The sequence below is a fragment of the Streptomyces sp. NPDC050997 genome (assembly GCF_040660135.1).
Classification (GTDB): Bacteria; Actinomycetota; Actinomycetes; order Streptomycetales; family Streptomycetaceae; genus Streptomyces.
This window is the reverse complement of sequence record NZ_JBFAGK010000004.1, coordinates 611,778-635,324: the sequence shown is the minus strand read 5'-3', so window position 1 is coordinate 635,324 and position 23,547 is coordinate 611,778. Positions and strand designations below refer to the sequence as shown.

20 protein-coding genes are annotated in these 23,547 nt (G+C 72.0%); 12 read left to right on the top strand and 8 right to left on the bottom strand.

Features of this window, described 5'->3' with window-relative positions:
* The first annotated feature begins 131 nt into the window (after nucleotides 1-131).
* The 3 genes from AB0H86_RS12820 (at nucleotide 132) to AB0H86_RS12810 (ending at nucleotide 5,002) form a co-directional block, all read left to right on the top strand.
* Entirely contained in the window at nucleotides 132-2,174 is a 2,043-nt protein-coding gene (locus tag AB0H86_RS12820) for a beta-galactosidase (RefSeq protein ID WP_362436441.1), read from the top strand.
* A gap of 149 nt (nucleotides 2,175-2,323) precedes the next feature.
* Complete coding sequence (locus tag AB0H86_RS12815) at nucleotides 2,324-4,372, top strand: glycoside hydrolase (protein ID WP_362436439.1); 2,049 nt, start codon at nucleotides 2,324-2,326, stop codon at nucleotides 4,370-4,372.
* A gap of 162 nt (nucleotides 4,373-4,534) precedes the next feature.
* Nucleotides 4,535-5,002: a hypothetical protein gene (locus tag AB0H86_RS12810; RefSeq protein WP_362436437.1), complete on the top strand. Its 468-nt coding sequence runs from the start codon at nucleotides 4,535-4,537 to the stop codon at nucleotides 5,000-5,002.
* Nucleotides 5,003-5,047: 45 nt separating this feature from the next.
* On the opposite strand, the gene AB0H86_RS12805 is transcribed toward AB0H86_RS12810, so the two are convergent.
* Entirely contained in the window at nucleotides 5,048-5,911 is an 864-nt protein-coding gene (locus tag AB0H86_RS12805) for a DUF1932 domain-containing protein (RefSeq protein ID WP_362436435.1), read from the bottom strand.
* A 38-nt stretch (nucleotides 5,912-5,949) separates the two neighbouring features.
* Complete coding sequence (locus AB0H86_RS12800) at nucleotides 5,950-7,461, bottom strand: MFS transporter (RefSeq protein ID WP_362436433.1); 1,512 nt, start codon at nucleotides 7,459-7,461, stop codon at nucleotides 5,950-5,952.
* A gap of 175 nt (nucleotides 7,462-7,636) precedes the next feature.
* Between AB0H86_RS12800 and AB0H86_RS12795 the strand changes: the two genes are divergently transcribed.
* Nucleotides 7,637-8,134, top strand: coding sequence for a lamin tail domain-containing protein (locus AB0H86_RS12795; protein WP_362436431.1), 498 nt, complete (start codon nucleotides 7,637-7,639; stop codon nucleotides 8,132-8,134).
* Nucleotides 8,135-8,152: 18 nt separating this feature from the next.
* Here AB0H86_RS12795 and AB0H86_RS12790 read toward each other — a convergent pair whose 3' ends face one another.
* The 3 genes from AB0H86_RS12790 to proP form a co-directional block, all read right to left on the bottom strand.
* Nucleotides 8,153-8,530, bottom strand: coding sequence for a luciferase family protein (locus AB0H86_RS12790; protein WP_362436429.1), 378 nt, complete (start codon nucleotides 8,528-8,530; stop codon nucleotides 8,153-8,155).
* A 111-nt stretch (nucleotides 8,531-8,641) separates the two neighbouring features.
* Nucleotides 8,642-8,848, bottom strand: a complete 207-nt coding sequence (locus AB0H86_RS12785; RefSeq protein WP_362436427.1) for a hypothetical protein — start codon at nucleotides 8,846-8,848, stop codon at nucleotides 8,642-8,644.
* 194 nt (nucleotides 8,849-9,042) lie between these two features.
* The gene (gene proP / locus AB0H86_RS12780) at nucleotides 9,043-10,551 is read right to left on the bottom strand and encodes a glycine betaine/L-proline transporter ProP (RefSeq protein WP_362436423.1); all 1,509 of its coding nucleotides are present in this window, start codon (nucleotides 10,549-10,551) and stop codon (nucleotides 9,043-9,045) included.
* 250 nt (nucleotides 10,552-10,801) lie between these two features.
* Between proP and AB0H86_RS12775 the strand changes: the two genes are divergently transcribed.
* From AB0H86_RS12775 to AB0H86_RS12755, 5 genes are all read left to right on the top strand, one after another.
* The gene (locus tag AB0H86_RS12775) at nucleotides 10,802-13,339 is read left to right on the top strand and encodes a SpoIIE family protein phosphatase (RefSeq protein ID WP_362436421.1); all 2,538 of its coding nucleotides are present in this window, start codon (nucleotides 10,802-10,804) and stop codon (nucleotides 13,337-13,339) included.
* A gap of 103 nt (nucleotides 13,340-13,442) precedes the next feature.
* A complete protein-coding gene (locus tag AB0H86_RS12770) occupies nucleotides 13,443-16,256 on the top strand; it encodes a SpoIIE family protein phosphatase (protein WP_362436419.1) in 2,814 nt (937 codons plus the stop codon).
* 104 nt (nucleotides 16,257-16,360) lie between these two features.
* Nucleotides 16,361-17,725, top strand: coding sequence for an FAD-dependent oxidoreductase (locus tag AB0H86_RS12765; protein WP_362436417.1), 1,365 nt, complete (start codon nucleotides 16,361-16,363; stop codon nucleotides 17,723-17,725).
* Nucleotides 17,726-18,257: 532 nt separating this feature from the next.
* The gene (locus tag AB0H86_RS12760; protein ID WP_362436415.1) at nucleotides 18,258-18,401 is read left to right on the top strand and encodes a hypothetical protein; all 144 of its coding nucleotides are present in this window, start codon (nucleotides 18,258-18,260) and stop codon (nucleotides 18,399-18,401) included.
* Between the two features lie 97 nt (nucleotides 18,402-18,498).
* A complete protein-coding gene (locus tag AB0H86_RS12755) occupies nucleotides 18,499-19,608 on the top strand; it encodes a hypothetical protein (RefSeq protein WP_362436413.1) in 1,110 nt (369 codons plus the stop codon).
* A gap of 82 nt (nucleotides 19,609-19,690) precedes the next feature.
* On the opposite strand, the gene AB0H86_RS12750 is transcribed toward AB0H86_RS12755, so the two are convergent.
* Nucleotides 19,691-20,524 (bottom strand): hypothetical protein, encoded by an 834-nt coding sequence (locus tag AB0H86_RS12750; RefSeq protein ID WP_362436411.1) that lies wholly within the window; start codon nucleotides 20,522-20,524, stop codon nucleotides 19,691-19,693.
* A 267-nt stretch (nucleotides 20,525-20,791) separates the two neighbouring features.
* Here AB0H86_RS12750 and AB0H86_RS12745 point away from each other — a divergent pair, with 267 nt between their 5' ends.
* From AB0H86_RS12745 to tgmB, 3 genes are all read left to right on the top strand, one after another.
* On the top strand, nucleotides 20,792-21,085 hold the full coding sequence (locus tag AB0H86_RS12745) for a YkvA family protein (protein WP_362436409.1): 294 nt from the start codon (nucleotides 20,792-20,794) through the stop codon (nucleotides 21,083-21,085).
* Between the two features lie 131 nt (nucleotides 21,086-21,216).
* Nucleotides 21,217-21,408 (top strand): putative ATP-grasp-modified RiPP, encoded by a 192-nt coding sequence (gene tgmA, locus AB0H86_RS12740; protein ID WP_362436407.1) that lies wholly within the window; start codon nucleotides 21,217-21,219, stop codon nucleotides 21,406-21,408.
* Nucleotides 21,409-21,424: 16 nt separating this feature from the next.
* On the top strand, nucleotides 21,425-22,408 hold the full coding sequence (gene tgmB, locus AB0H86_RS12735; RefSeq protein ID WP_362436405.1) for an ATP-grasp ribosomal peptide maturase: 984 nt from the start codon (nucleotides 21,425-21,427) through the stop codon (nucleotides 22,406-22,408).
* A gap of 154 nt (nucleotides 22,409-22,562) precedes the next feature.
* On the opposite strand, the gene AB0H86_RS12730 is transcribed toward tgmB, so the two are convergent.
* Together AB0H86_RS12730 and AB0H86_RS12725 are read right to left on the bottom strand one after the other, a co-directional pair.
* The gene (locus AB0H86_RS12730; RefSeq protein WP_362436403.1) at nucleotides 22,563-22,805 is read right to left on the bottom strand and encodes a hypothetical protein; all 243 of its coding nucleotides are present in this window, start codon (nucleotides 22,803-22,805) and stop codon (nucleotides 22,563-22,565) included.
* A gap of 126 nt (nucleotides 22,806-22,931) precedes the next feature.
* Nucleotides 22,932-23,402, bottom strand: a complete 471-nt coding sequence (locus AB0H86_RS12725) for a hypothetical protein (protein WP_362436401.1) — start codon at nucleotides 23,400-23,402, stop codon at nucleotides 22,932-22,934.
* Nucleotides 23,403-23,547: the final 145 nt, after the last annotated feature.

Below are 23,547 nucleotides of genomic sequence, written 5' to 3'. Positions count from 1 at the left end.
ACTCGACCACGCGCTCCTTGGTCTCGTCGTGCTGTGCCTTTCCGCCGCCGGCGCCGAACCGGGCGAACACCCCCAGCCCACGGACGGTGGCGACCGCGCCGCCCCCGTGCACCACATCCGGAAGGACCGCCATGATCTCCACCCTCCTGTCCGGCCCGCGCGGGGCGGACGGTGACACCGTCCCCCGTCTCGGCTACGGCGCCGACTACAACCCCGAGCAGTGGCCCCGGGACGTGTGGGAGGAGGACGTCCGGCTGATGCGGGAGGCCGGGGTCAACGTCATGTCCGTGGGGATCTTCTCGTGGGCCCGTATCCAGCCGGGCCCGGACGAGTGGGACTTCGGGTGGCTCGACGAGGTCATGGACCTGCTGCACGCGGGCGGCATCGGGGTCGACCTGGCCACCGCCACCGCCTCCCCGCCGCCCTGGCTCAGCACGGCCCACCCGGAGATCCTGCCGGTCACGGCGAACGGCGAGACGGTGTGGCCGGGCGCCCGCCAGCACTGGCGGCCCACCTCGCCGGTCTTCCGCGAGCACGCCCTGCGCCTGGTCCGGGAGATGGCGAACCGGTACCGGGACCACCCCGCCCTGGTCGCCTGGCACATCTCCAACGAGCTGGGCTGCCACAACATCTACGACTACTCCGACGACGCGGCCCGCGCCTTCCGCGACTGGCTGCGCGCCCGCTACGGCACGCTCGAAGTGCTCAACCACGCCTGGGGGACGGCGTTCTGGTCGCAGCGCTACAGCGACTGGGAGCAGATCCTGCCGCCGAGGCTCGCCGCCTCGCACCCCAACCCGACCCAGCAGCTGGACTTCAAGCGGTTCTCCTCGGACGCGCTGAAGGATCACCTGCGCGCGGAACGGGACCTCCTGCGCGAGATCACGCCGGACGTGCCCGTCACCACGAACTTCATGGTGATGCCCGGAACCAAGGGCATGAACTACCCGGACTGGGCCGAGGAGATCGACTTCGTCTCCAACGACCACTACGTCCTCCCCGGCCCCCAGGACCGCGACGAGCTGTCCTTCTCGGCCAACCTCACCAGCGGTATCGCCGGCGGGCGCCCCTGGTTCCTGATGGAACACTCCACCAGCGCCGTCAACTGGCAGCCCGTCAATGTGGCCAAGCGGCCCGGCGACCTGGCCCGCGACTCGCTGCTCCATGTCGCGCACGGCGCCGACGCGGTGTGCTTCTTCCAGTGGCGGCAGTCGGCGGCCGGCGCCGAGAAGTACCACTCGGCGATGGTCCCGCACGCCGGTGCGGACAGCGACCTGTTCCGGGCGGTGGCCGAACTCGGCGCCACGCTCGGGACGCTCGCCCCGGTCGCCGGTTCCGAGCGGGAGCCGGCCCGGGTCGGGATCGTCTACGACTGGGAGTCGTGGTGGGCGAGCGAGCAGGACTCCCACCCCACCTCCCTGCTCGACTACCGGCAGGAGGCGCTCGACTGGTACTCGGCGCTCCTGGCCCTCGGCATCCGCGCCGACCTGATCACCACCCGCGCCGACCTGTCGCGCCACCAGGTGCTGATCGCGCCGGTGCTGCACCTGGTGCCCTCCGACCTCGCCAAGGAGCTCACCCGGTACGCCGAGCAGGGCGGTCACCTGATCACCACGTACTTCTCCGCGGTCGTCGACGAGAACGACCACGTCTGGCTCGGCGGCTACCCGGGAGCCCTGCGCGATCTGCTCGGCCTGCGCATCGAGGAGTTCGGGCCGCTGCTCGAGGGGGACACCGTCGAGCTGGACGACGCGAGCACCGGCAGCCTGTGGACCGACCGGATCACGGTCACCGACCCTCGGACCGAGGTACTGGCCCGCTACCGCACCGGCCCACAGGCCGGCGGCCCCGCCGTCACCCGGCGTGCGACGGGCGGCGGTTCGGCCGCCTATGTCTCCACGCGGCTCGGCGTGACAGGTCTGACCGCCCTGCTGCCGCGCCTGCTCGGGCCGGCCGGCGTGGCGAGCGAACTGCCCGAGGAGGTTCGCGGCCTGGTCGAACTGACCGTGCGCCGCGGCACCGACAGCCGGTTCCTGTTCCTGGTCAACCGCACCGACGACGCCGTACCGGTGGCCGGTCTGCCCGGCGAGGTCCTCGTCGGCGGCGCCGACGAGGACGGCACGCTGATGCTCGGCCCCAGGGACGTCGCCGTACTGCGACAACCCGCCGGCTGAGACCCCGTAACCACAACCCACCCGCAGCAATCACACCGCACCCGCACGCAGGACTCCTCGAACGGCACAACACCCGTTCGGGGGCAGTCCCCTTCCGCTCCGTGGCGGGAGGGGTCATCACAGCGACCACACTCCAGTTGGGAGCACAGATGGCACGCCGTACCCGCAGCAGACGGTTCCTCTCAGCCGCCGCCCTGACGGCCCTGGCCACCGGGGCCGCCCTGCTCAGCGTCCCCGCGCAGGCACAGACCGAGGCCATCGCCTCCGTCACCGTGCAGCCGGATCCGTCGTACAAGCAGGAGAAGTTCGAGGGCTGGGGCACCAGCCTGGTCTGGTTCGCCAACGCCACCGGCGACTACCCGCCGGCGATACGCGAGAAGCTCGCGAAGCTCCTCTTCGGCGACGACGGCCTGGCGCTGAACATCGCCCGGTACAACATCGGCGGCGGCAACGCCCCCGACGTCAACGACTATCTGCGCGCCGGCGGCGCCGTCGAGGGCTGGTGGAAGGCGCCCGCGGGCACCACCCGCGAGGACACCGACTGGTGGAGCGCCGACGACCCGGCCGACTGGAACAAGAACGCCGACGCCACCCAGCGCTGGTGGGTTGAACGCATCAAGCAGGACATCGACCACTGGGAGACGTTCAGCAACTCCCCGCCGTGGTTCATGACCGAGAGCGGTTACGTCTCCGGCGGATTCAACGCCAACACCGACCAGTTGAAGACGGACTCGGTCGACGACTTCGCCGCGTACATGGCGGGCGCGACCAAGCGGCTGGAGAAGGCGGAGGGCATCAAGGTCGACACCGTCGACCCGTTCAACGAGCCCAACACCGGCTACTGGGGCACCACGTTGGGCGCGGACGGCAAGCCGGTCGGCGGCCGTCAGGAGGGCGCCCACATCGGCCCCGAGCTCCAGCAGAAGGTCCTCGCCGCGTTGGCGCCCGCGCTGAAGAAGGCGAAGGTCACGTCGGAGATCTCGGCGATGGACGAGACCAACCCCTCGATCTTCGCGCAGAACTGGAACACCTACTCGCAGGCGTCGCGCGACCTCGTCGACCAGATGAACGTCCACACCTACGGCACCGGGCAGCGCACCACCGTACGGGACCTGGCCAAGGCGGCCGACAAGCCGCTGTGGATGAGCGAGGTCGAGGGCGACTGGGGCGACGGCCAGAGCTTCACCGACATGCGGCCGGGCCTCGGACTCGCCCAGCAGATCGTCAACGACCTGCGTGAACTGGAACCCACGGCCTGGGTGTTCTGGCAGCCGGTCGAGGACTACGACAACATGAAGCCGGGCGGCGAGTCCGCCAAGGGCGGCAACTGGGGGAGCATCCAGCTCCCGTTCAGCTGCACCTCGAAGGACACCCTGGAGTCCTGCCCGATCTACACGAACACCAAGTTCGACACGGCGCGTAACTTCACGCACTTCATCAAGCCCGGCGACAAGCTGATCAAGGTGGACGACACCTCCAGCGCCGCCGCCGTGGCCAAGGACGGCAAGGGCGCCTCGCTCGTCCACGTCAACAGCACCACCGCCCCCCGTGCGGTCACCATCGACCTGTCCAAGTTCCGCACGATCAAGGGCAACGCGACCGTCACGCCGACGGTGACCAGCGCCGACGGCAAGCTCCAGCGGCAGGCCCCGGTCAAGGTCGTGGACGGCAAGGCCACCTACACCGTCCCCGCGCAGTCCGTGACCTCCTTCGCCGTCAAGGGCGTCTCGGGCGTCGCGAAGGACGCGGGCCTGTTCACCAAGGGCCACTCCTACGCCCTGACCGGCGTGCAGAGCGGCAAGGCGGTGACGGTCGCGGCGAACGGGACGAACCTGGTCATCGGTTCGGCGAACGGCACGGTCGCGCAGGAGTGGCAGCTCGACGCCCGCCACGGCGAGACCGGCAACCGTCAGCGGTATGTCTTCGCCAACCCGGCCGAGGGCAAGCGGCTCGCCGTCCGCGACAACGTGCCCGTCGTCGAGCCGGACACCGGCAAGCGGGACCCGGCCACCGAGTGGATCATGTCGACCACCGGTGACCACACCTGGACCCTGGTCAACGCCGGCACCGGACGCGCGCTGGAGGTCGGCGGCCAGGCCACGAACGAGGGCGCCGCCGTCACTACCTGGCAGCCCAACTCCGGCTCCAACCAGCGCTGGACGGTCACGGATGTGACCGACGAGGCGGCGGACCACTAGGACCGCTCCGACACCTCGGCAACCGGAGCTCTGCCGTACCGCCCCGCCGCGGTACGGCAGAGCTCTGGTCGTAGCTCCGTACGAGTGGTGCGTCCCCGGTCACCGTCGTAGCGTCGGTACGTCGGAGCAGGCGGACGCGGGGCCGAGCGGCGGGGAGCGAAGATGCGCGCACACGGGGTGACCAAGTCGGCCACGCTCCTTGCGGCCCTGGCGTTGGCGGCGGTGATGGGGACGGCCTCCGCCGCGCCCGAGAAGGCGCCGCCGCCGGCGCGGGGCACGGCACAGCGGGCGACGGCGACCGTGCTGGTCGACTGCTTCCGGAAGGCGCACGTGCGCCCGGCCGACTTCCTGCTCGCCTGCGGTGACGGCAACAGCCGTCTCACCTCCCTGCGCTGGTCGCGCTGGAACGCCCACACGGCGGTGGCCAAGGGCCGCAACCTCGTCAACGACTGCGATCCCTACTGCGCGGCGGGCACGTTCCGCTCGTATCCGGTCGTCGTCCGGCTCGACCGTGCCGAGCGCTGGACCAGGCACCCCGATCTGCGGCACTACGCCCGGATGACGCTCACCTACCCCGAGGGCAGGCCGGAGCGGCTGGCGCCCGTGGTGAGGTATCCGCTGTGGAGCTGACCCGGCCGCCGGACGGCCCGTGGAGTGCGGCCGGTCGGCCGTCCGTCACGACTCGTCGTCCGGCCGCCCGGGCATGAGGTCGCGGATCAGCCGATCGCCCGTCACGGTCCGGTCGTCCTTGTGGTCCTGCCACTGGTCGAAGGTGTGCGCCGCCGCGTCCGCGAAGGTGCCCGGCAGGCCGCTGCCGCGCCAGGCCTCGGCGATCTCCCGCATCTCCGGCTCCCACCGCCAGGCCCTGGCCCCCGCGCTCGCCAGCTGCTCCGGCCGGGCCAACGGGGTGCCCGGCAGCAGGTGCGCGGCGAGGTCTCGGAGGTCGTCGAGGACACCGTGGTCGGCGGCGAGGGCACTGGCCTCGGCGGCGAGCGCGTACGAGATCTTGTTGTAGGCGGCGAAGGCCAGCTTGAGCGCCGACGCGCGGCCGACCGGCCCGGCCAGGACGACCGGGGTCAGCGGAGTGCCGTCGAACAGGGCCCGCACCGTCTCCACCGCCCGGTCGTCGCCGGAGAGATACAGCCGGGTGGTGCCGGCCTCACGGGGAGGCGGCCCGGTGATGCCGCCGTCGGCCACCGTCGCCCCGTTCTCCCGCACCACCCGGGTGATCTGTTCCATCCGGCGGGGGCTGATCGCGTTGGCGTCCGCGTAGACGCCGTCGAAGCCGGTCGCCGCGACCTGGCGGGCGACGTCCAGGGCGGCGGCCGGCGGGCACACGCTGAGGATCACCGCGCACTCGGAGGCCAGCTCGGCCATGCTTCGGGCCGTCTTCAGTCCCAGGGCTGCGGCCCGCTCCCGGGTGGCGTCCGACCGTCCCTCCGCCGACCACCAGACCCTGGCTCCGACCGCGACGGCCTGCGCGGCCACCTGCGCTCCCATGGAGCCGGGATGCACGATTCCCACGTCCGCATGAACCATGCCGGGACCCTATCGCCGCTCCCCCGGCGGGCCGGAGGTCAGCCCTGGCTCGCGTGCACGGGGCTGTGGGACGCCTCCGGCGGGCACGGTTCCCGGCGCGCCCTGCGGTCCCGCAGCCAGTCGTGCACGGCCAACGCGAGTGCGCCCAGCACCGGCGCGATGCCGCAGCCCACGGCGATCACGACCGCCGACCGGTAGTCGTGGGCGTGGGCGCCGAGCACCAGGTAGAACAGGCCCGGCAGGGCGGCCGTACCGACGGCTCCGCCGAGCCTCTGTCCGGTCTGCAGGGCGCCTCCCGCCGCGCCCGCCATCCGTACCGGGACATCGCGCAGGGTCATGGTGACGTTGGGCGAGATGACACAGCCGCTGCCCAGGCCGCCGACGAACAGGGCGGGGGCCGCGAGCCACACCGCGAGGCCGGCGGGGGCGAGGCCCAGGCTCAGGACGGCCCCGCCCAGCCCGACGGTCACGGCGGCCAGTCCGCACACGGTCAGCAGCCGGCCGAGCCGCTCGACCAGCCGGCCGGCCACCAGCGCGGCGAGCGCCGACCCGAGGGCGAACGGGGTCACGGCCAGCCCGGAGCGCAGCGGCGAGTACCCCTCGCCGTTCTGGAAGTAGAGGGCGAAGACCAGCCACACACCGCTGAAGCCGACGAAGTAGAGGGTGGCGATGGCGGCGCCGGCCGCGTAGCCGCGGGTGGTTGTGACGAGCTCCGGATCGAGCAGCGGCTGCCCACCGCGCGCGGCGACGCGCCGTTCCCAGCGGGCGAAGACCACCAGGAGCGCCGCGCCGACGAGAAAGAGCCACCACAGCCGTCGGACGCCGCCTGACTCGGCCAGCACGAGCGGCAGCATCAGCGCCAGGACGCCGCAGCCGAGCAGGGCGACGCCGGGCGGGTCGAGTCGTTCACCGCGGCCGGGAGCGAGCCTCGGCAGCAGCCGCAGTCCCAGGACGAGTGCGAGCGCGCCGACGGGGACGTTGACGTAGAAGATCCAGCGCCATCCCTGGGGCCCGCCGGCGAGCATGAGGATCAGTCCGCCCACCACCGGGCCGACGGCGCTGGAGACGCCGACGGTGGCTCCGAACAGGCCGAAGGCCCGGCCGCGTTCGGCGCCCCGGAACATCTGCTGGATCAGGGCGGAGTTCTGCGGGGCGAGACAGCCCGCGGCGAGGCCCTGGGCGAGCCGGGCCGCGACCAGCAGCTCGATCGTGGGGGCCGCGCCCGCCGCCGCGCTGCACACCACGAACGCCGTCAGCGCCAGCAGGAAGATGCGGCGCCTGCCGATCGCGTCGCCGACACGTCCGGCGGTCACCAGGACCAGGGCGAACGCGAGGGCGTAGCCCGAGACGACCCACTGGATGGCGGGTGCCGAGGCGTGCAGGTCCCGTTGCATGGACGGCAGGGCGACCGCGACGATCGTCACGTCCAGCAGGCTCATGAAGCCGGCCACCAGGGTCACCCACAGGGCCTTCCACCGTCTGGGGTCGGCTCCCTCGGTCGCGTCCGCCGGGTTGTCGCCCTGGCCGCCCGCCTTCGTCTCTGTGCCCACCCGGGCTCCTCTCCGCTACCGGCCTTCCGCTCCGCTACCGGCCTTCCTCTCCGTCACGGGTATCCCGCACCTCGCAGATCGGCTCACTTCACATTTTCTACACGTTCATTACATGAATTGTTCACGAAGGAGGTAAGCTCACGCCGCTCTGCTCGCACCACCGGGGGGATTTCCCATGCGTATGCGCCATGTCCTGGCGGCCACCACCACCGCCGCCGGGCTGATAGCCGCCGTGGCGGCCGCGCCGGCCCAGGCCGCCGAGTACTCGTCGGCCCTGAAGCTGAAGGGCGTTCAGTACGACGCGCCCGGCTCGGACTCCAACAACTGCACCACCGGCAACACCAAGAACGAGTACCTGACGATCAAGAACTACTCGTCCTCGACGACCGTCAACCTCAAGGGTTATGTCGTCAAGGACGCCGTCGGCAACCGCTTCACCTTCACGAACAGCCACTCGCTGCAGCCGGGCGACTACGTGAAACTGCGCGGCGGCAGGGGCACCGACTCCGACGCGAAGAACGTCGTCTACCGCCAGAACTGCAACTTCCTCTGGAACAACGACGAGGACACGATCTACTTCTACAAGCCCTCCGGCAGCCGCGCCGACGTGCACGCGTACACCAGGAGCGGCTCCGACCCCGACCACAACGGCTATGTGAACTTCCACGGCTGACGGGGCGCCATCGGCCGTTCACCGCGCGATCGTGACACGACGGTGGTCGTTGCAGCGCGCTGACTGGGCCGGGTCACCGGCCGTGCTCCCCAGGTGGGCCTTGAGGGCGACGCTCACCAGCGTCAACAGCAGATCGATGTCCGACTCGCACTCCAGGCGGACGGTCACCCAGGCGGAGCCCGGCACCAGCCGCAGGGCGGTCGAGCCCTTCAGGTCACCCCTCAGGCGCCAGATGGCCGGGGCCGACAGATGCACGTCGGCCATCCGGCCCGAATGGAAGTGCGCGATCTCGGCACCTTCGCAGCGCAGCGCGCGACCTGTGCCGCAACTGGGCCGGGCCTCCACGAGGTCCGGCCAGTCCGCCAGTCGGGTCATGGCCCGCAAGCCAGTCGTCATGCCTTCATCATGAGGAGCACACCCGGTGGCCATCAAGGTGTGAGGGCACCGTAACCGGCCCGTAGCGTCAGACTCTCCCGACGCGGGGCCGGCCGGCGGCCGCCCGCCGGTTCAACGCGAGCTCCCGCCGCCCGTTTCCAGGCACTCCTGGAAGCGCGCCATGCAGGGCAGACAGTGACGGTCGGTCCCTTCCGACGGTCGGGCACCGGGCCCGGCGGGCAGGTCGACGCCGCACAGGCTGCTGCCCCGGTGGCGCTCCAGTACGTGCCACACCAGCGCCCCTGTCCCGGTCTCCGGACCTACGCACATCTCGTACATGGGACACCTCCTTCGACGGCTGCCCCTCCAGGAGACCCCGCCGTGCGCCACGTCTCCCGGCGGGAGCGCCATTCGGGTCAATTCGGTACTCCGGAGCCCGGCCCGCCTTGCGAAGAGAGTCGTTCCATGCACGGTCCGTCGCGGAGTGGTCGCCCGCTGCTACACGTGCGGCTGACGCCCGTCCTGGGCCGGGTTCAGAACCGCGGTGCCGGTGCCCGGCTCTCCACCAGGTCGGCCGCCTCCTCCGGGGTCGCGACCGCGGGCGGGGAGCCCGCCAGTGGTTTGCGGGCCGTCTCCTTCATGAAGGCGACCGAGACGGTGCCGACCAGGGCGGCGGCCATCGCGTAGAACGCGGGCATCAGGTCGCTGCCGGTGGCGGAGATCAGCGCGGTGATCACGAGGGGGGTGGTGCCGCCGAAGAGGGAGGCGGAGAGGTTGTAGCCGACGGACAGGGCCCCGTAGCGCACCTGGGTCGGGAAGAGGGCGGGCAGCGCCGCGGACATCGTGCCGAGCAGGCACACCAGCGACAGGCCGAGCATCAGCATGCCGCACGACACGGCCACCAGGCTGCCCTGACCGACCAGCAGGAACGCCGGGACGGACAGGACGAGGAAGCCGAGCATCCCGGCCATCAGGAGGGGCTTGCGGCCCAACCGGTCGGAGAGCGAGCCCACCTGGTTCACGACCAGCATCAGTACCACCATCGTGGCGATGAGGATGAGCAGGCCGTGCGTCTCGGAGTAGCCCATCTCGTCCGACAGGTACGTCGGCATGTACGACAGGAGCATGTAGTCGGTGATGTTGTAGGCACCGACCAGGCAGACGCACAGGATCAGCGTCGGCCACTGCTCCCGGAAGACGGTCGCGAGGTCGCCCTTGCCCGTCGTCTCCACGGTGGAAGCGGCCTCGGAGGCCCGGTGGACGGACTCGTCCTCCAGCTTCTGGAAGGCTGGCGTCTCGTCCAGCCGCAGCCGCAGATAGAGGCCGACCAGTCCGATCGGCCCGGCCACCAGGAACGGCACGCGCCAGCCCCAGGACTCCATCCCGGCATCGCCGAGCACCGTCGTCAGCACGGTCACCAGGCCCGCCGCGCCGACGTATCCGGCGAGCGTGCCCAGTTCCAGGAAGCTGCCGAAGAAGCCGCGGCGCCGGTCCGGCGCGTACTCGGCGATGAAGGTGGAGGCTCCGCCGTACTCGCCGCCGGTGGAGAAGCCCTGGATCAGGCGGAAGAGGATCAGCAGGACCGGGGCCCAGAAGCCGATCACCGCGTACGACGGGATCAGACCGATGGCGAAGGTACCGACCGCCATCAGGATCATGGTCAGGGCCAGGACCTTCTTACGGCCGACACGGTCCCCCATCGGTCCGAAGACCATGCCACCGATCGGGCGGACCAGGAAGGAGACCGCGAAGGTCGCGAACGAGGACAGCAGCTGGACGGTGTCGTTCCCGGACGGGAAGAAGACATGGCCGAGGGTGACGGCGAGATAGCTGTAGATGCCGAAGTCGAACCACTCCATGGCGTTGCCCAGCGAGGCCGCCTTCACCGCGCGTTTCACGGCCGCCTCGTCGGTCACCGTGATGTCCGTCCGACGCAACGGCGGGTTCCTGCGCCGTCGTACGGCCCTGAACAGGGTGCGGTGACGCTTGACCGCCGCCGGATCGGCAGCGATCTGCTGGGTATCGGGTTCGTCGGCCGCCATCGTGGATTCCTTTCCGCCGGCCAGGGGTGCCACAAGATCGGCTGCTCACTCAGGCCCGCCGCAAACGGAGCGCGGAGCGAGATGTGTCACGCGGCCGTGCCCGGAGAACACTCCGCGGGCCGTGGGGTGCGTGCGGTGATGTCGAGGTGACGTGCGCCGACCTCGTCCGAGCGGATGCGCGACGGGGGGCTGGTGGCGCATTCTGGCTGTGTCATCGCCCGGGTGACGGCGCACGGACGAGGTAGGGCCGATGACTGGGAGCGCCGAGGAGGCACATCCGACGCAGGGACGGCTGGCAGCGCTGCTGATCGACGCCTCGATCGCGGCGATCAGCGCGGCCGGCGGCAACGCGGGCGGGATCTACCTGCGGTCCGGCACACCCGGGCTGCTGCGGCTCGCCGTACTCGGCGGGTTGCCCGGCCCCCTGTTCCGGCCCTGGTGGCGGTTGTACGCGGACAGCCCGTTCCCCGTCGCGGACGCCTACCGGCGGGGCGTCCAGGTGATCCTGCCGAACGCGACGGAGACGATGCGCCGCTATCCCCAGTTCGCGGCCGGCCTGCCGTTCCCGTTCGGCTCGCTGTACGTGCCGGTCGGAGCGGAGGCGACGCCGTTCGGTGTCCTCGCCGTCCTGCGCCCCTCCGTCGCGGACGCCGCCGAACTGCTGACCGCCCGGGACAGCATGGTCAGTGTGGCCGATGAACTCCAGATCGCCCTGCGCGGTCTTCAGGACCGGGGTGAGTGCGTCGTCTGGGACGACGATCCGCTGTACGTGCGCCTGTCCGCCACGCGTCCGCCCGTGGAGCGCCTCGGCCGCTTCGCGTGGGAACCGGCGACGGAGACGGTCACCGTGGACGAGGGCCTGCACCTCCTGCTGGGCGTGCCCCCGGACGAATTCCCCGGCACCGCCGAGGAGTTCGCGCGGGCCGTGGCGCCCTCGGACACCCATCTGGTGCTGGCCGCGCTGCGGGGCACGGCGGCCGGCCGGCCGCCCACCCTGCCGCTGTACCTGCGGGGCGCGGACGGTGCGCTGCGGCTGATGGACCTGTGGAGCGCGGACGGCGCGGCCGACCTGTCGGGCACGGGGGCCGGCACCGGGATCGTGAAGGGCATCGTCCTCGATCCGGGCCCCGCCGCGGTGGCCGACGCGGCGGCCGATCTACTGCCGGACGGTGTGTTCTCCTTGGATCGGGCGGGTCTGGTCGTCTACGCGAATCCGCGCGCCGCCCAGTTGTTGCGCCGGTCCCGTACCGAGCTGCTCGGCCGGGCGCTGTGGGAGACCGTGCCGTGGATCGACCGGCCCGACGTGGAGGACCATCTGCGCGGCGCCCTGCTGGCGCCGGACTCGGTGCACTTCCGCGTCCGGCGGCCACCGGAGCCCGACCCGGATCCCGCCGCCCGGCCGTCCGAGGGCGACTGGCTGTCCCTCACCGTGCATCCCGGCGAGGACCGGCTGACCTGCACACTCAGCCCGGCGAGCCGGATGGTGGACGACGCCTTTGCCGACGCCTCCGCCTCCGCCGACATCGCCCCCGGCGGGACCGGTGCCGACGACACCGCCGCATCCACGGCGCCCGCGTACCGGCCCATCGTCCTCGCCATCGCGCTCACCGAGGCGGTCACCGCCCGGCAGGTGTCCGCGGTCGTCATGCGCGAGCTGCTGCCCGCGTTCGGCGGCCGACGGCTCGCCATCTACCTGTTGCAGGACCGGCACCTTCACCTGGCCTGGGAGTCGGGCTTCCCCCAAGGGTTCCTCGCCCCGTTCGAGGGGGTGGGCCTGGAGGCCCGGCTGCCCGGTGTGGAGACGCTGACCACGGGCCGCCCGCTGTTCTTCGACTCGATGGAGCAGCTGACCGCGACCTACGCCGACATCCCGCCGGCCGCGACGGAGGGCGCCCACGCCTTCCTGCCCCTGATCGCCTCCGGCCGCCCGGTCGGCTCCTGCATCCTCGGCTTCGACCGCCCGCGCAGCTTCAGCACCGAGGAACGTACGGTGCTCACCGCGCTCACCGGGCTGATCGCCCACGCCATGGAGAAGGCGCAGCGCTACGAGACGGAGGCCGCGCTCGCCCGGGGACTGCAGCAGGCCCTGCTCCCCCAGCGGCTGTCGTCGCATCCTCAGGTGGAGACCGCCGGCCGCTATCTGCCCGGCACACAGGGCATGGACGTGGGCGGTGACTGGTACGACGTCATCGAGGCGGGGGACGGTCTGGCGCTGGTCATCGGCGACGTACAGGGGCACGGAGTGCAGGCGGCGGCGACCATGGGTCAACTGCGCAGCGCGGTGCGGGCGTTCGCGCTCGGCGACCGGCCGCCCGACGAGGTGATGAGCGGCACCAACCGTCTCCTCATCGACCTCGATCCGGGGCTGTTCGCCAGCTGCTGCTACGTCCGTCTGGACCCCGCCACCGGTGTGGCCCGGGCGGCTCGCGCGGGACATCCGCAGCCGTTGCTGCGCCGGCCGGACGGCCGCACCCATGTCCTGGACCTGCCCGGCGGGGTCGTGCTCGGGGTGGACCCGCGGGCCCGCTACCCGGTGACGGAACTGCGGATGGAGCCCGACGCCGTGCTGGCCCTGTACACGGACGGGCTGGTGGAACGGCCCGGCGGCGACATCGACGACGGCATCAGCGACCTGCGGGTGGCCCTGGCCAAGGTGGGCGCGCCCGTCACGCGGCCGGGCGGCCGGTCGCTGGCGGGCCTGGCGGACCGGCTCACCGCGACCGCCCGGCAAGCCGTCGACCGCCCCGACGACATCGCGCTTCTGCTCGCCCGCCGCATCACGCGGTGAGGGCGACGGACCGGCGTCGGTCCGTCGCCGACGACGGCATCCCGGCCTGTCACGCGGTGTGACGCCCCTCGCCTCTCCGGGCGCGGCAGTGTAGACATGGGACATGGTCCGACTCTTGGGTCGATCCGGGGCCCGGTCGACCCGTCGTCCCAGCGGTCCGCGCCCTCACCACGCGCCCGACCGCGCTCCGGGGGTGAACAAGCACCGGGCGCGGCCGGCGCCGGGCGGCCCGCCCACCGGACCGCGCGGCGCCGACGGAACACGGCGGGGACAGGCGTCGGGACTGCGGGCGGCGCTGAGCGGCCGCAGCGTCGCCGGACAGGTCTTCGTCCTGCAGGTGGTGATCGTGCTGCTGCTGGTGGTGGCCGCGGTCGTCGCGCTGGTGCTGCAGGCCCGCCGCGACAGCACCAACGAGGCGCGCAATCGCTCGGCCGCCGTGGCCGAGGCGTTCGCGAACGCGCCGGGCACGGCCCAGGCGCTGCGGAGTTCCGACCCGACGGCGATCCTGCAACCGCGGGCGGAGGCGGCCCGCCTGGCCACGAAGGTGGACTTCATCGTGGTCATGAACACCGACGGTATCCGCTACACGCATCCCAAGCCGGACCGCATCGGCAAGAGGTTCGTCGGCACCCTCGCCCCGGCGCTGGCCGGACACGTCGTCACCGAGGAGATCGACGGCACCATCGGACCGCTCGTGCAGGCCGTGGTGCCGGTCAGGGCGGACGACGGCACGATCGTGGGCCTGGTGTCGGCGGGTATCACCACCGCCAATGTGGGCGGCGCCGCCAACCGGCAGATGCCGCTGGTGCTGTCCGCCGCGGCGGCGGGCCTCGCCCTGGCCACCGCGGGCACCGCGCTGGTGAGCCGACGGCTGCTGCGGCAGACACACGGCCTGGGCCCGCACGAGATGACCCGGATGTACGAGCACCACGACGCGGTGTTGCACGCCGTCCGGGAGGGCGTGCTGATCGTCGGCGTCGAGGGCACGCTGCTGCTCGCCAACGACGAGGCGCACCGGCTGCTCGACCTGCCCGCCGACGCCGAGGGCCGGCATGTGCGGGACCTCGGTCTGCCGCCCGACACGGCCGACCTGCTGGCCTCCGGAGGGGTCGCCACCGACGAGGTGCACCTGGTCAAGGACCGGCTGCTGGCGATCAACCAACGGACCACGGACAGCCAGGGCGGGCCTCCCGGCACCGTCGCCACCCTGCGCGACTCCACGGAGCTGCGCGCGCTCTCCGGCCGCGCCGAGGCGGCACGGGAGCGCCTCAACATGCTGTACGACGCCGGGGTGGCGATCGGAACCAGCCTGGACGTAACCCGTACCGCCGAGGAACTGGCGGAACTGGCCGTGCCCCGGTTCGCGGACTACGCCACCGTGGACCTGTTCGACACGGTGCTGAGCGGCGGCCAGCCGGACGCCGCGCGCCGACTGCGCCGTACCGCGATGAGCGGGATCCGCAAGGACGCGCCGCTGTATCCGGTGGGCGAACAGATCCTGCTGGTCGACTCCTCCCCGCAGGCGCGCAGCTTCGGCACCGGGCAGGCCGTGGTCGAGCCGCGGCTCAGCGAGGCCCCGGGCTGGCGGGCACAGGACCTCGAACGCTCCGCCCAGGTGGTGGAGTACGGCATCCACTCGCTGATCGCGGTACCGCTGCGGGCGGGCAGCCTGGTGCTGGGGGTGGCGACCTTCTGGCGGTCCGAGAAGCCCGAGCCGTTCGACCCGGAGGAAGTGGCCCTCGCCGAGGAGCTGGTGGCCAGGGCCGCCGTCTCCATCGACAACGCGCGCCGCTACACACGCGAGCACAACATGGCGGTGACGCTGCAGCGCAGTCTGCTGCCGCGCACCCTGCCCGAGCAGAACGCCCTGGAGATCGCCTACCGCTATCTGCCCGCGCAGGCGGGCGTCGGCGGCGACTGGTTCGACGTACTGCCGCTGTCCGGCGCCCGGGTGGCGCTGGTGGTGGGGGACGTCGTCGGGCACGGGCTGCACGCGGCGGCCACGATGGGGCGGCTGCGCACGGCGGTGCACAACTTCTCCGCGCTGGACCTGCCCCCCGAGGAACTGCTCGCCCTCCTCGACGAGTTGGTCTCCCGCATCGACCAGGACGAGACGGAGGAGGGGGACGCCAGCGCCCCCGTGACCGGCGCGACCTGCCTGTACGCCGTCTACGACCCGGTGTCCCGGCTGTGCACGATCGCCCGGGCCGGCCATCCGCCGCCCGCCCTGATCCACCCCGACGGCAGCGTGGAGTTCCCGGACGTGCCGGCCGGTCCGCCGCTCGGGGTCGGCGGCCTGCCGTTCGAGACGGTCGATCTCGAACTGGCCGAGGGGAGCCGGCTCGTGCTCTACACGGACGGGCTGGTCGAGGACCGGGAGCACGACATCGACGTGGGGCTCGGAATCCTGCGCGGCGCGCTGGAGCGGGCCGGCCAGTCTCCCGAGGACACCTGCCGTGTCGTCCTCGACTCCCGGTTGCCGGCCAAGCCGAGCGACGACATCGCCCTGCTCGTGGCGCGCACCCGGGCCCTGGCCGCCGACCGGATCGCCGAGTGGCGGGTGCCGGCCGACCCGGTGGCCGTCTCGGAGGTACGCGCCTCGGTGAGCCGGCGGCTGACCCAATGGGGCCTGGAGGATCTGACGTTCACCACGGAGCTGATCCTGAGCGAGCTCGTCACCAACGCGATCCGCTACGGTGCCGACCCCATCCAGGTCCGGGTGCTGTACGACCGCACCCTGATCTGCGAGGTCTTCGACAGCAGCAGCACCTCGCCGCATCTGCGGTACGCGGCCATGACGGACGAGGGTGGACGCGGCCTGTTCCTGGTCGCGCAGCTCACGGAGCGCTGGGGCACCCGCTACACGCCCGAGGGCAAGGTCATCTGGGCCGAGCAGAACCTGCCCTCCCGCTCATAACGTAGCCTTATGAGCTCATAGACTGGACCCCCGTACCAACTAAGGCTTGCCTTAGCTTAGGCTTCCCGTCGAGTCGATCTGTCGCCACTCGAAGGGAACTGATCATGCCCCGCCCCCTGCGGGTAGCCATCGTCGGAGCCGGCCCCGCCGGGATCTACGCCGCCGACGCCCTGCTCAAGTCCGACGTGGCCACCGAACCCGGGGTGTCCATCGACCTCTTCGAGCGGATGCCGGCCCCGTTCGGGCTGATCCGTTACGGCGTCGCTCCGGACCACCCTCGCATCAAGGGCATCATCACCGCCCTCCACCAGGTGCTCGACAAGCCGCAGATCCGTCTCTTCGGCAACGTCGACTACCCGACCGACATCAGCCTGGACGACCTGCGCGCGTTCTACGACGCCGTGGTCTTCTCCACGGGCGCGACGGCCGACCGCGAGCTCGCGATACCGGGCATCGAGCTCGACGGCTCGTACGGCGCCGCGGACTTCGTCTCCTGGTACGACGGTCACCCGGACGTGCCCCGCACCTGGCCGCTGGAGGCGGAGAAGGTCGCCGTCCTCGGCGTCGGGAACGTCGCGCTCGACGTGGCGCGCATCCTCGCCAAGACCGCGGACGAGCTGCTGCCGACGGAGATCCCGGCGAACGTCCACGAGGGCCTGAAGGCCAACAAGGCCCTGGAGGTCCACGTGTTCGGCCGCCGTGGCCCGGCACAGGCGAAGTTCTCCCCGATGGAGCTGCGGGAGCTGGACCACTCCCCCAACATCGAGGTGATCGTCGACCCCGAGGACATCGACTACGACGAGGGCTCGATCGAGACCCGGCGCGGCAACAAGCAGGCCGACATGGTCGCCAAGACCCTGGAGAAATGGGCCATCCGCGACGTCGGCGACCGGCCGCACAAGCTGTTCCTGCACTTCTTCGAGTCGCCCTCCGAGATCCTCGGCGAGAACGGCGAGGTCGTCGGCCTGCGCACCGAGCGCACCGCCCTCGACGGCACCGGCAACGTCAAGGGCACCGGCGAGTTCAAGGACTGGGACGTCACTGCGGTCTACCGCGCGGTCGGCTACCTCTCCGACAAACTGCCCAAGCTGCCCTGGGACATCGTCTCGGGCACGGTCCCGGATGAGGGCGGCCGGGTCGTCCAGGAGAGCGGCGAGCACCTCCAGTCGACGTACGTCACCGGCTGGATCCGGCGCGGGCCGGTGGGTCTGATCGGGCACACCAAGGGCGACGCCAACGAGACGGTGTCGAACCTGCTGGACGACTTCGCGAGCGGCCGTCTGCACACGCCGGCGTCGCCCGCGCCGGAGGCCGTGGAGGCGTTCCTCACCGAGCGTGAGGTCCGCTACACCACCTGGGAGGGCTGGTACCGGCTGGACGCCGCGGAGAAGGCGCTGGGCGAGCCGCAGGGTCGTGAGCGCGTGAAGATCGTCGAGCGCGAGGACATGCTCCGGGCGAGCGGCGCGTAGGAACGCGTCAGCCGGCGCGCCCACGCCGGTGAACAGGGCCCGCCCCAATGCGGATGGTGGGCGGGCCCTGTTCGGTGAGCCATTGTGCGGGGCCCGCGTCGTGCGGGGCAGGAGTGAACGCCCGCCGACTGGAGCGGCTGTCACACACCCCGCTCGTACGGTGCGCGCCCCGGGTTCGACCACAACGGCCGCGAACTCCCCGCCCGGCACCTCGGTACGCGGCCACTCGACGCTCTCGTCCGGGCGAGGTACCGGAGCGGCGCTCCGGCGAGGTGACCGAGGTCGGCACGGAGACGGTCAAGGCACCCGGACCACCCGCTCCGGACCACTCACTATCGAGTGAACATCGATGTGTCGACACTGGCACGGGGCGACCGCGGTCGGGCGCGGGAACTGTGCAGCCGGCTGGGTACGTCGTCGGTTCCGGTGGACCTGTGGCTCGACGAGGAGGGGCGGCTGCGGCAGGAGACCGTGCGTCTCACCCTGCGGCCGCCACGGGACAGCTCGCCGACGGACCGTGCTGGTCACCCGGGTGACCAGCACGACGACCCTGCGGTTCGACGACTTCGGCACCCGGGTGGGCGTGGAGCCGCCGCTCTCGGCCCGGACGGCCGACGTGACCGGCGAGCTCGCCGACGCGGCGAAGTCGCCGCAGGCGTCGCCCCAGGCCGGCTGAGCGCCCGCCGATCCGCCTCGGGGGCCCCCGGGTAATCGTCGGCGCGGGCGAGCGACGATACTGAAAGGCGCACGTACCCCCGCCACCAGATGGACTCATGCCGACCTCCCCCGCAGCCCGTCCCACCCATCCTCCGACGGTGTGGCTGGCCCGTGGCCGCTACACCGGCCCCGACCTGCTGGACGTCATCCGCCGCACCCTGCAACGGCGCAAGGACGCGGGCACCATCGACGACTTCCTGGAACCGTCCGAGGCCGGGGACGCCCCGAAGCCGGCCTTCCAGGCCCGCTGGCGGGTCACCGACGGGGTGACCGTCCGGGCCGGACTGACGGTCCTGCCAGGGACGGACACCGAAGCGGACACCGGATCGGAGTGGGTGCTGGCGGCGGAGGCGGAACGTCCGTGGGACCAGCAGTGGCCCTCCCCGGCCACCGTGTTCTGGCCCGACGCACCGGATGTCGAGTGGGACCACGACATCCCCACCGGGCTGCGGCTGCGGTACGTCAACCGCCTCCCCGAGGACGACAAGGCCATGCGTCGGATGTTCCGGGACGCGGTGCGCGGCAGCTGGAACATCCACGTCGTCGTGCACGAGGCGATGACCCCGGACGAGCGGGGCCGGCGGGCGCTGGCCACGCTGCTTCCCCAGGGCCTGCGACACCGGGTGATCGAGCACCGCGCCACGCCGCAGCAACTGCGGGCCGTGAACTGGGCCCTGAAGGAGGTCGGCGTGCAGGTGCCGCGGGGCGGCGCCGTGGTCCTTCCCGCAGCGCCGGGCCGGTCCGACGGCGACAAGGACGAGTTCGCCGTACGCAGTGTCTTCCTCGACGGCTCGGAGCCCTCGGACCTGGTCGACGCGCTGACCCGGTTCGCCGCGTCGTCGAGGCCGCTGCCGGACGGGGGCGAGGACGCGGTGACCGCGCTTCGGGAGCGGTGGCGACTGCTGACCCTGGAGGAGGAGCTCGTCCGCCAGCGGGAGCTCGTCGCCATGTACGCAGAGGCGCTGGACGCCATGACGAAGTCCCGGGACCTGTACCGGGAGGCCGCCGAACGGGCCCACGAGGCGCTGACCGCGTACCGCGAGACCGCGGCCGCCCTCCCCGAGCCGCCGCAGCCGCCCGCCACACCTGCCGCGTCCCCGCTCCAGCAGCTGAGCCGCACCCTGGAGCGGTTCAAGGGCACCGCGAGGACGAAGGACACGCCCTAGCTGTGCTGTCCCGGCACGGCGGCCGCGCTCGGCGACACCGTCCGCGCTCCCGGACCGGGGCCGACGGCGAGCGGGGAGCGGGTCAGCCCGCGGAGCGCGTGGCGTCGGCCATCGGCCGGGCCGTCGTACCGCGAGGCAACTGCCATGCCAGGCGGGCGACCAGGGCGGTCAGCGCCGCCAGGGACGCGACGACGCCGGCCGTACCGGCGATCCAGGCCGGCGCGAGGGCGAGGTCCAGGGCCCGCGACAGCCCGGCCGAGTGCACCAGGCTGCCCTCCAGCAGCTGAACCGCCGCCACTGTCGCCGGGACCACGACGGCCACCACGAGCGTCGACACCGTCGACCGTACGGACAGCACCAGCGCCACGAACACGCACAGAACCGACATGGCGAGGGCGAAGCCGTAGACACGGGCGGACGCGCCGTCCCGGTCCAGCGGGAAACCGAGCACCCCGCACACCACGAGGGCCAGGACGACGAGCCGGGCCGGCTCGCACGGCGGTGTCGCCGCCTCGCGGGGGCTGATGGGGGTGTCCACCGGGTGTGCGGTGATCGCACCGGGTCCGAGCACGGCAGGGACCGCCTCGACCCGCACGGCCGGTCCGACCGGCGCCTGGACCGCCGCCGGATCAGGCGGTTGCGCGAAGGCCCGCCGTTCCTCGGCCAGCCGTCCGATCAGGTCGACGAGTACCTCCACCGGGCGGCCGACCGCGGCCACCCGCACCGCCGCCGCGCCGCGGTGGGGTTTCCGCGGGGTCCGGTGCGGCAGCGCCGGCCGCCGGAACACGTCCACCGCCGGGCGGCACTCGGCGACAGTGGCCCCGGCGTACTCGGGGGCGACCCGTTCGGTGCTGTCGGTCGATTCGGGGAGGGGTATGTCGGGGTTCGACTCAGGTGATGCAGTGCCGGTGGTCATGCTGAGCTCCAGGGGACGGGTGAGCCCGCGGTCGACGCCCCGACGTGCGACACGCGATGTTACGTCGACCATTTCTAGGCTCCCCCGCGGCCGCGTGCCACTCGGGTGACCCAGTGGTATGAGCGGGGCGTCGGCGCGCGGATGCGCCCCCGTCGCACCCCCGTCGGCCCAGCGGCACGCGGTCGGCGGGCAATACCGACGCCCGAAGCGGGAATCCGAGAAGTGGCGGCCGCACGACGCGGCCCGCCCCGACGAGGAGGACCGCCCATGGACACGACCACCGGAGTGTTCGTCGCCGTCGCGATCCTCGCGGCCCTGGCGCTGGCCGTCGCGATCGCCCTGCTCGTACGGCTGGTGCGGGCCCGGCGCAGTCTGCGGCGCGCGGGTCTTCCGACCGGCCCGCGCTGGGTCTTCTGGGGCGCGTTGCTGTACTTCGTTCTGCCGACGGACCTGCTGCCCGACCCGGTGTATCTCGACGACATCGGCGTACTGCTTCTGGCGCTGCGTACCCTTCGCGCCTCTCCCGACCGGAGCGAGCCCGGGGCGCCGACCCGACTCTGATTACGCAGCGTAAGGAAACCAATCACCCGTTCGATTCGTATAAGTCTCTGGGAGCCCGAGGAAGTCGGCGGCCATGGGGGGCCGCGGGGCGACCGCCGTTCGATCGAGCAGCACTGGTAAGGGGAGAGACCATGCAACCGTTCACGCTCAACTACGCACGTCCGGCAATTGAGTTGGAAGCCACCACTCCGTACGCGTACGACTCCGGACTGCAGTTGAACGTCACCTTCGACGGGCGGATCGCAGCCCGCGATCACGGCCTGATGAGGGAACTGGGGACCACCACGTCCACCGCGGGCTCCAAGACGCACTTCGACGACTGAACACGGCCTGCGACATATGACCGTGTTGATTCTGACCAGCGAAGAGGACGTGACCGCGGACATGGTGGTCGTGCACCTCAACGCCACGGGGGTACCGGTGGTCCGGCTCGACCCCGCCGACCTGACCGGCACAGTCGCCCTGTCCGGTGAGTTCGTGCACGGCGCGTTCCGCGGCCATCTCTCGGCCGCGGGCCGCCTGGTGAGCATCGGTGGGCTGCGCTCCGTCTGGGTGCGCAGGCCCGGAGTCCCGGCCGCCCGGGCCCCCGCGCCCTCCTCCTGGCTGACCGAGGAGGCGTCCCAGGCGCTGTACGGCATGCTCCGGAGCAGCGACGCCCGCTGGATGAACCATCCCGACGCGGCCCGCCGGGCCCGTCACAAGCCCTGGCAGCTGCGGCTCGCCCAGCGTTCGGGGCTGCCCGTGCCGGCCACGCTCATCACGACGTTCCCGCAGGCGGCGCGGGAGTTCGCGGAGCGCTACCCGGACCTCGTGGTCAAGCCGGTGTCCGGCGCCCATCCGCAGGATCCGCCGCGCGCGGTGCCGACCAGCAGGGTCGACCCGGACACCGACTTCTCCGCCGTCGCCTACGGCCCCACGCTGCTGCAACGGCGGATCGCCAAACGGGCCGACATCCGGCTCACGGTGGTGGGCGACCGGTTACTGGCCGCCCGGAAGGCCATGGCCGACGACGCGGATCCGGACGAGGTCGACGTCCGGTTCGCTGTGAACACCGCGTCGTGGCGCCCCACCGAGGTTCCGCCGCGCGTCGCCGACGCCGTCCTGGCGTATCTCCGGGACGCGGAACTGGCCTACGGCGCCTTCGACTTCGCCGAGGACGCGGATGGCACCTGGTGGTTCCTGGAGTGCAACCAGTCGGGGCAGTTCGGCTTCGTCGAGGTGGACACGGGCCAGCCGATCGCGCGGAGTGTCGCGGAGTGGCTGACGCGTCCCGAGCCGGAGCGATCGGGCCGGGTCAACGGAACGAAAAGGACGGTGCGGTGAGGTTCGGCCCGGGGCACGCGTTCGGGCCCCGACCCGGCGCCGGTCCCTGGAACCGCCGGTGGGGGCCGGTTTCCTGAGGCCCGGTCAGGGGCGGGGTTTCCTGAGGCCCGGTCAGGGCCGGGCGTCCGGACCGGTTCAGTTCGGTTCGGTTCGGTCAGTAGGGGCGTGGGCCGGGCAGGGCCGCCCGCTGCCAGCCCGCGCCCTGGGACGCCGGACGGTCGGTGGGCAGGCCGGGATGAGAGCCGGGGCCGGGTCCGGGCCCGGCGCCGAAGGACTGCAGCGGCCGCATGACGTACTCCAGTTCCCTGGTCACGCGCTCGGCCTCCCTGCGTGTCTGAGTGGGGACGTCGCCGCGCTCCGCGACGAGTCGGTCGTAGATGGGGGAATCCTGGAACACCCGTCAACGCGCCTTTCGAGTCACTGCCCATCCGCACGGGCACGACTGCCGAGTGTAGGCGCCCCCAGCCACAGGTAGACGAATTCCGCCGGAGGACTTGACGCCGGCGCGAACCGCGGTGGGCGCTCAGGCTCCGGTCGTGGAGCCCGGCCGGACGATCATGAGTACCGTGACGGTCGCCCACAGCAGATTGAACAGGCCCGTGAACATGGCGAGTTGGACCGTGTTGCCGCGCTCTACGGGCCGGTCCGCGGTCAACTGCCCAAGGAGTTCGTCCTGGCGGGGCAGCACGAAGGCGACCAGGATTCCGGCAGCGGCGGCGGTCAGGGCGATGGACGTCACCAGCCAGCCGTCGCCCAGCACACCCATGGCGCCCGCGGTGGCGAACCCGAGGAGAGGCACCGCCAGGCCGATGCCGGAGTAGACACGGCAGATGCGGTGCAGCAGCCGTACGGTACCGACGCCCACGGCGTCCGGTCCGTCGCCGCCCGGGTGGGCTCGGCGGGCGGCGGGCGGGAACATGCTGGCCGCGACGGTGACAGGTCCGACGGCGACGATGGCGGCCAGGACGTGCAGGGTCAGCAGGAACTTGGTCATGGCGGGGCGTGGTCCTTCGGGGCTCGGTCCGGCGGTGTCCGGCCCACCCTAGGAAGCCCGCCGTTGATCACACAGAGGCGGAAGTGACAGCTTCCAACGGATTCTCGCCAACGCCTCCGACCGGGGGATTCAGCGACGTGGGCCT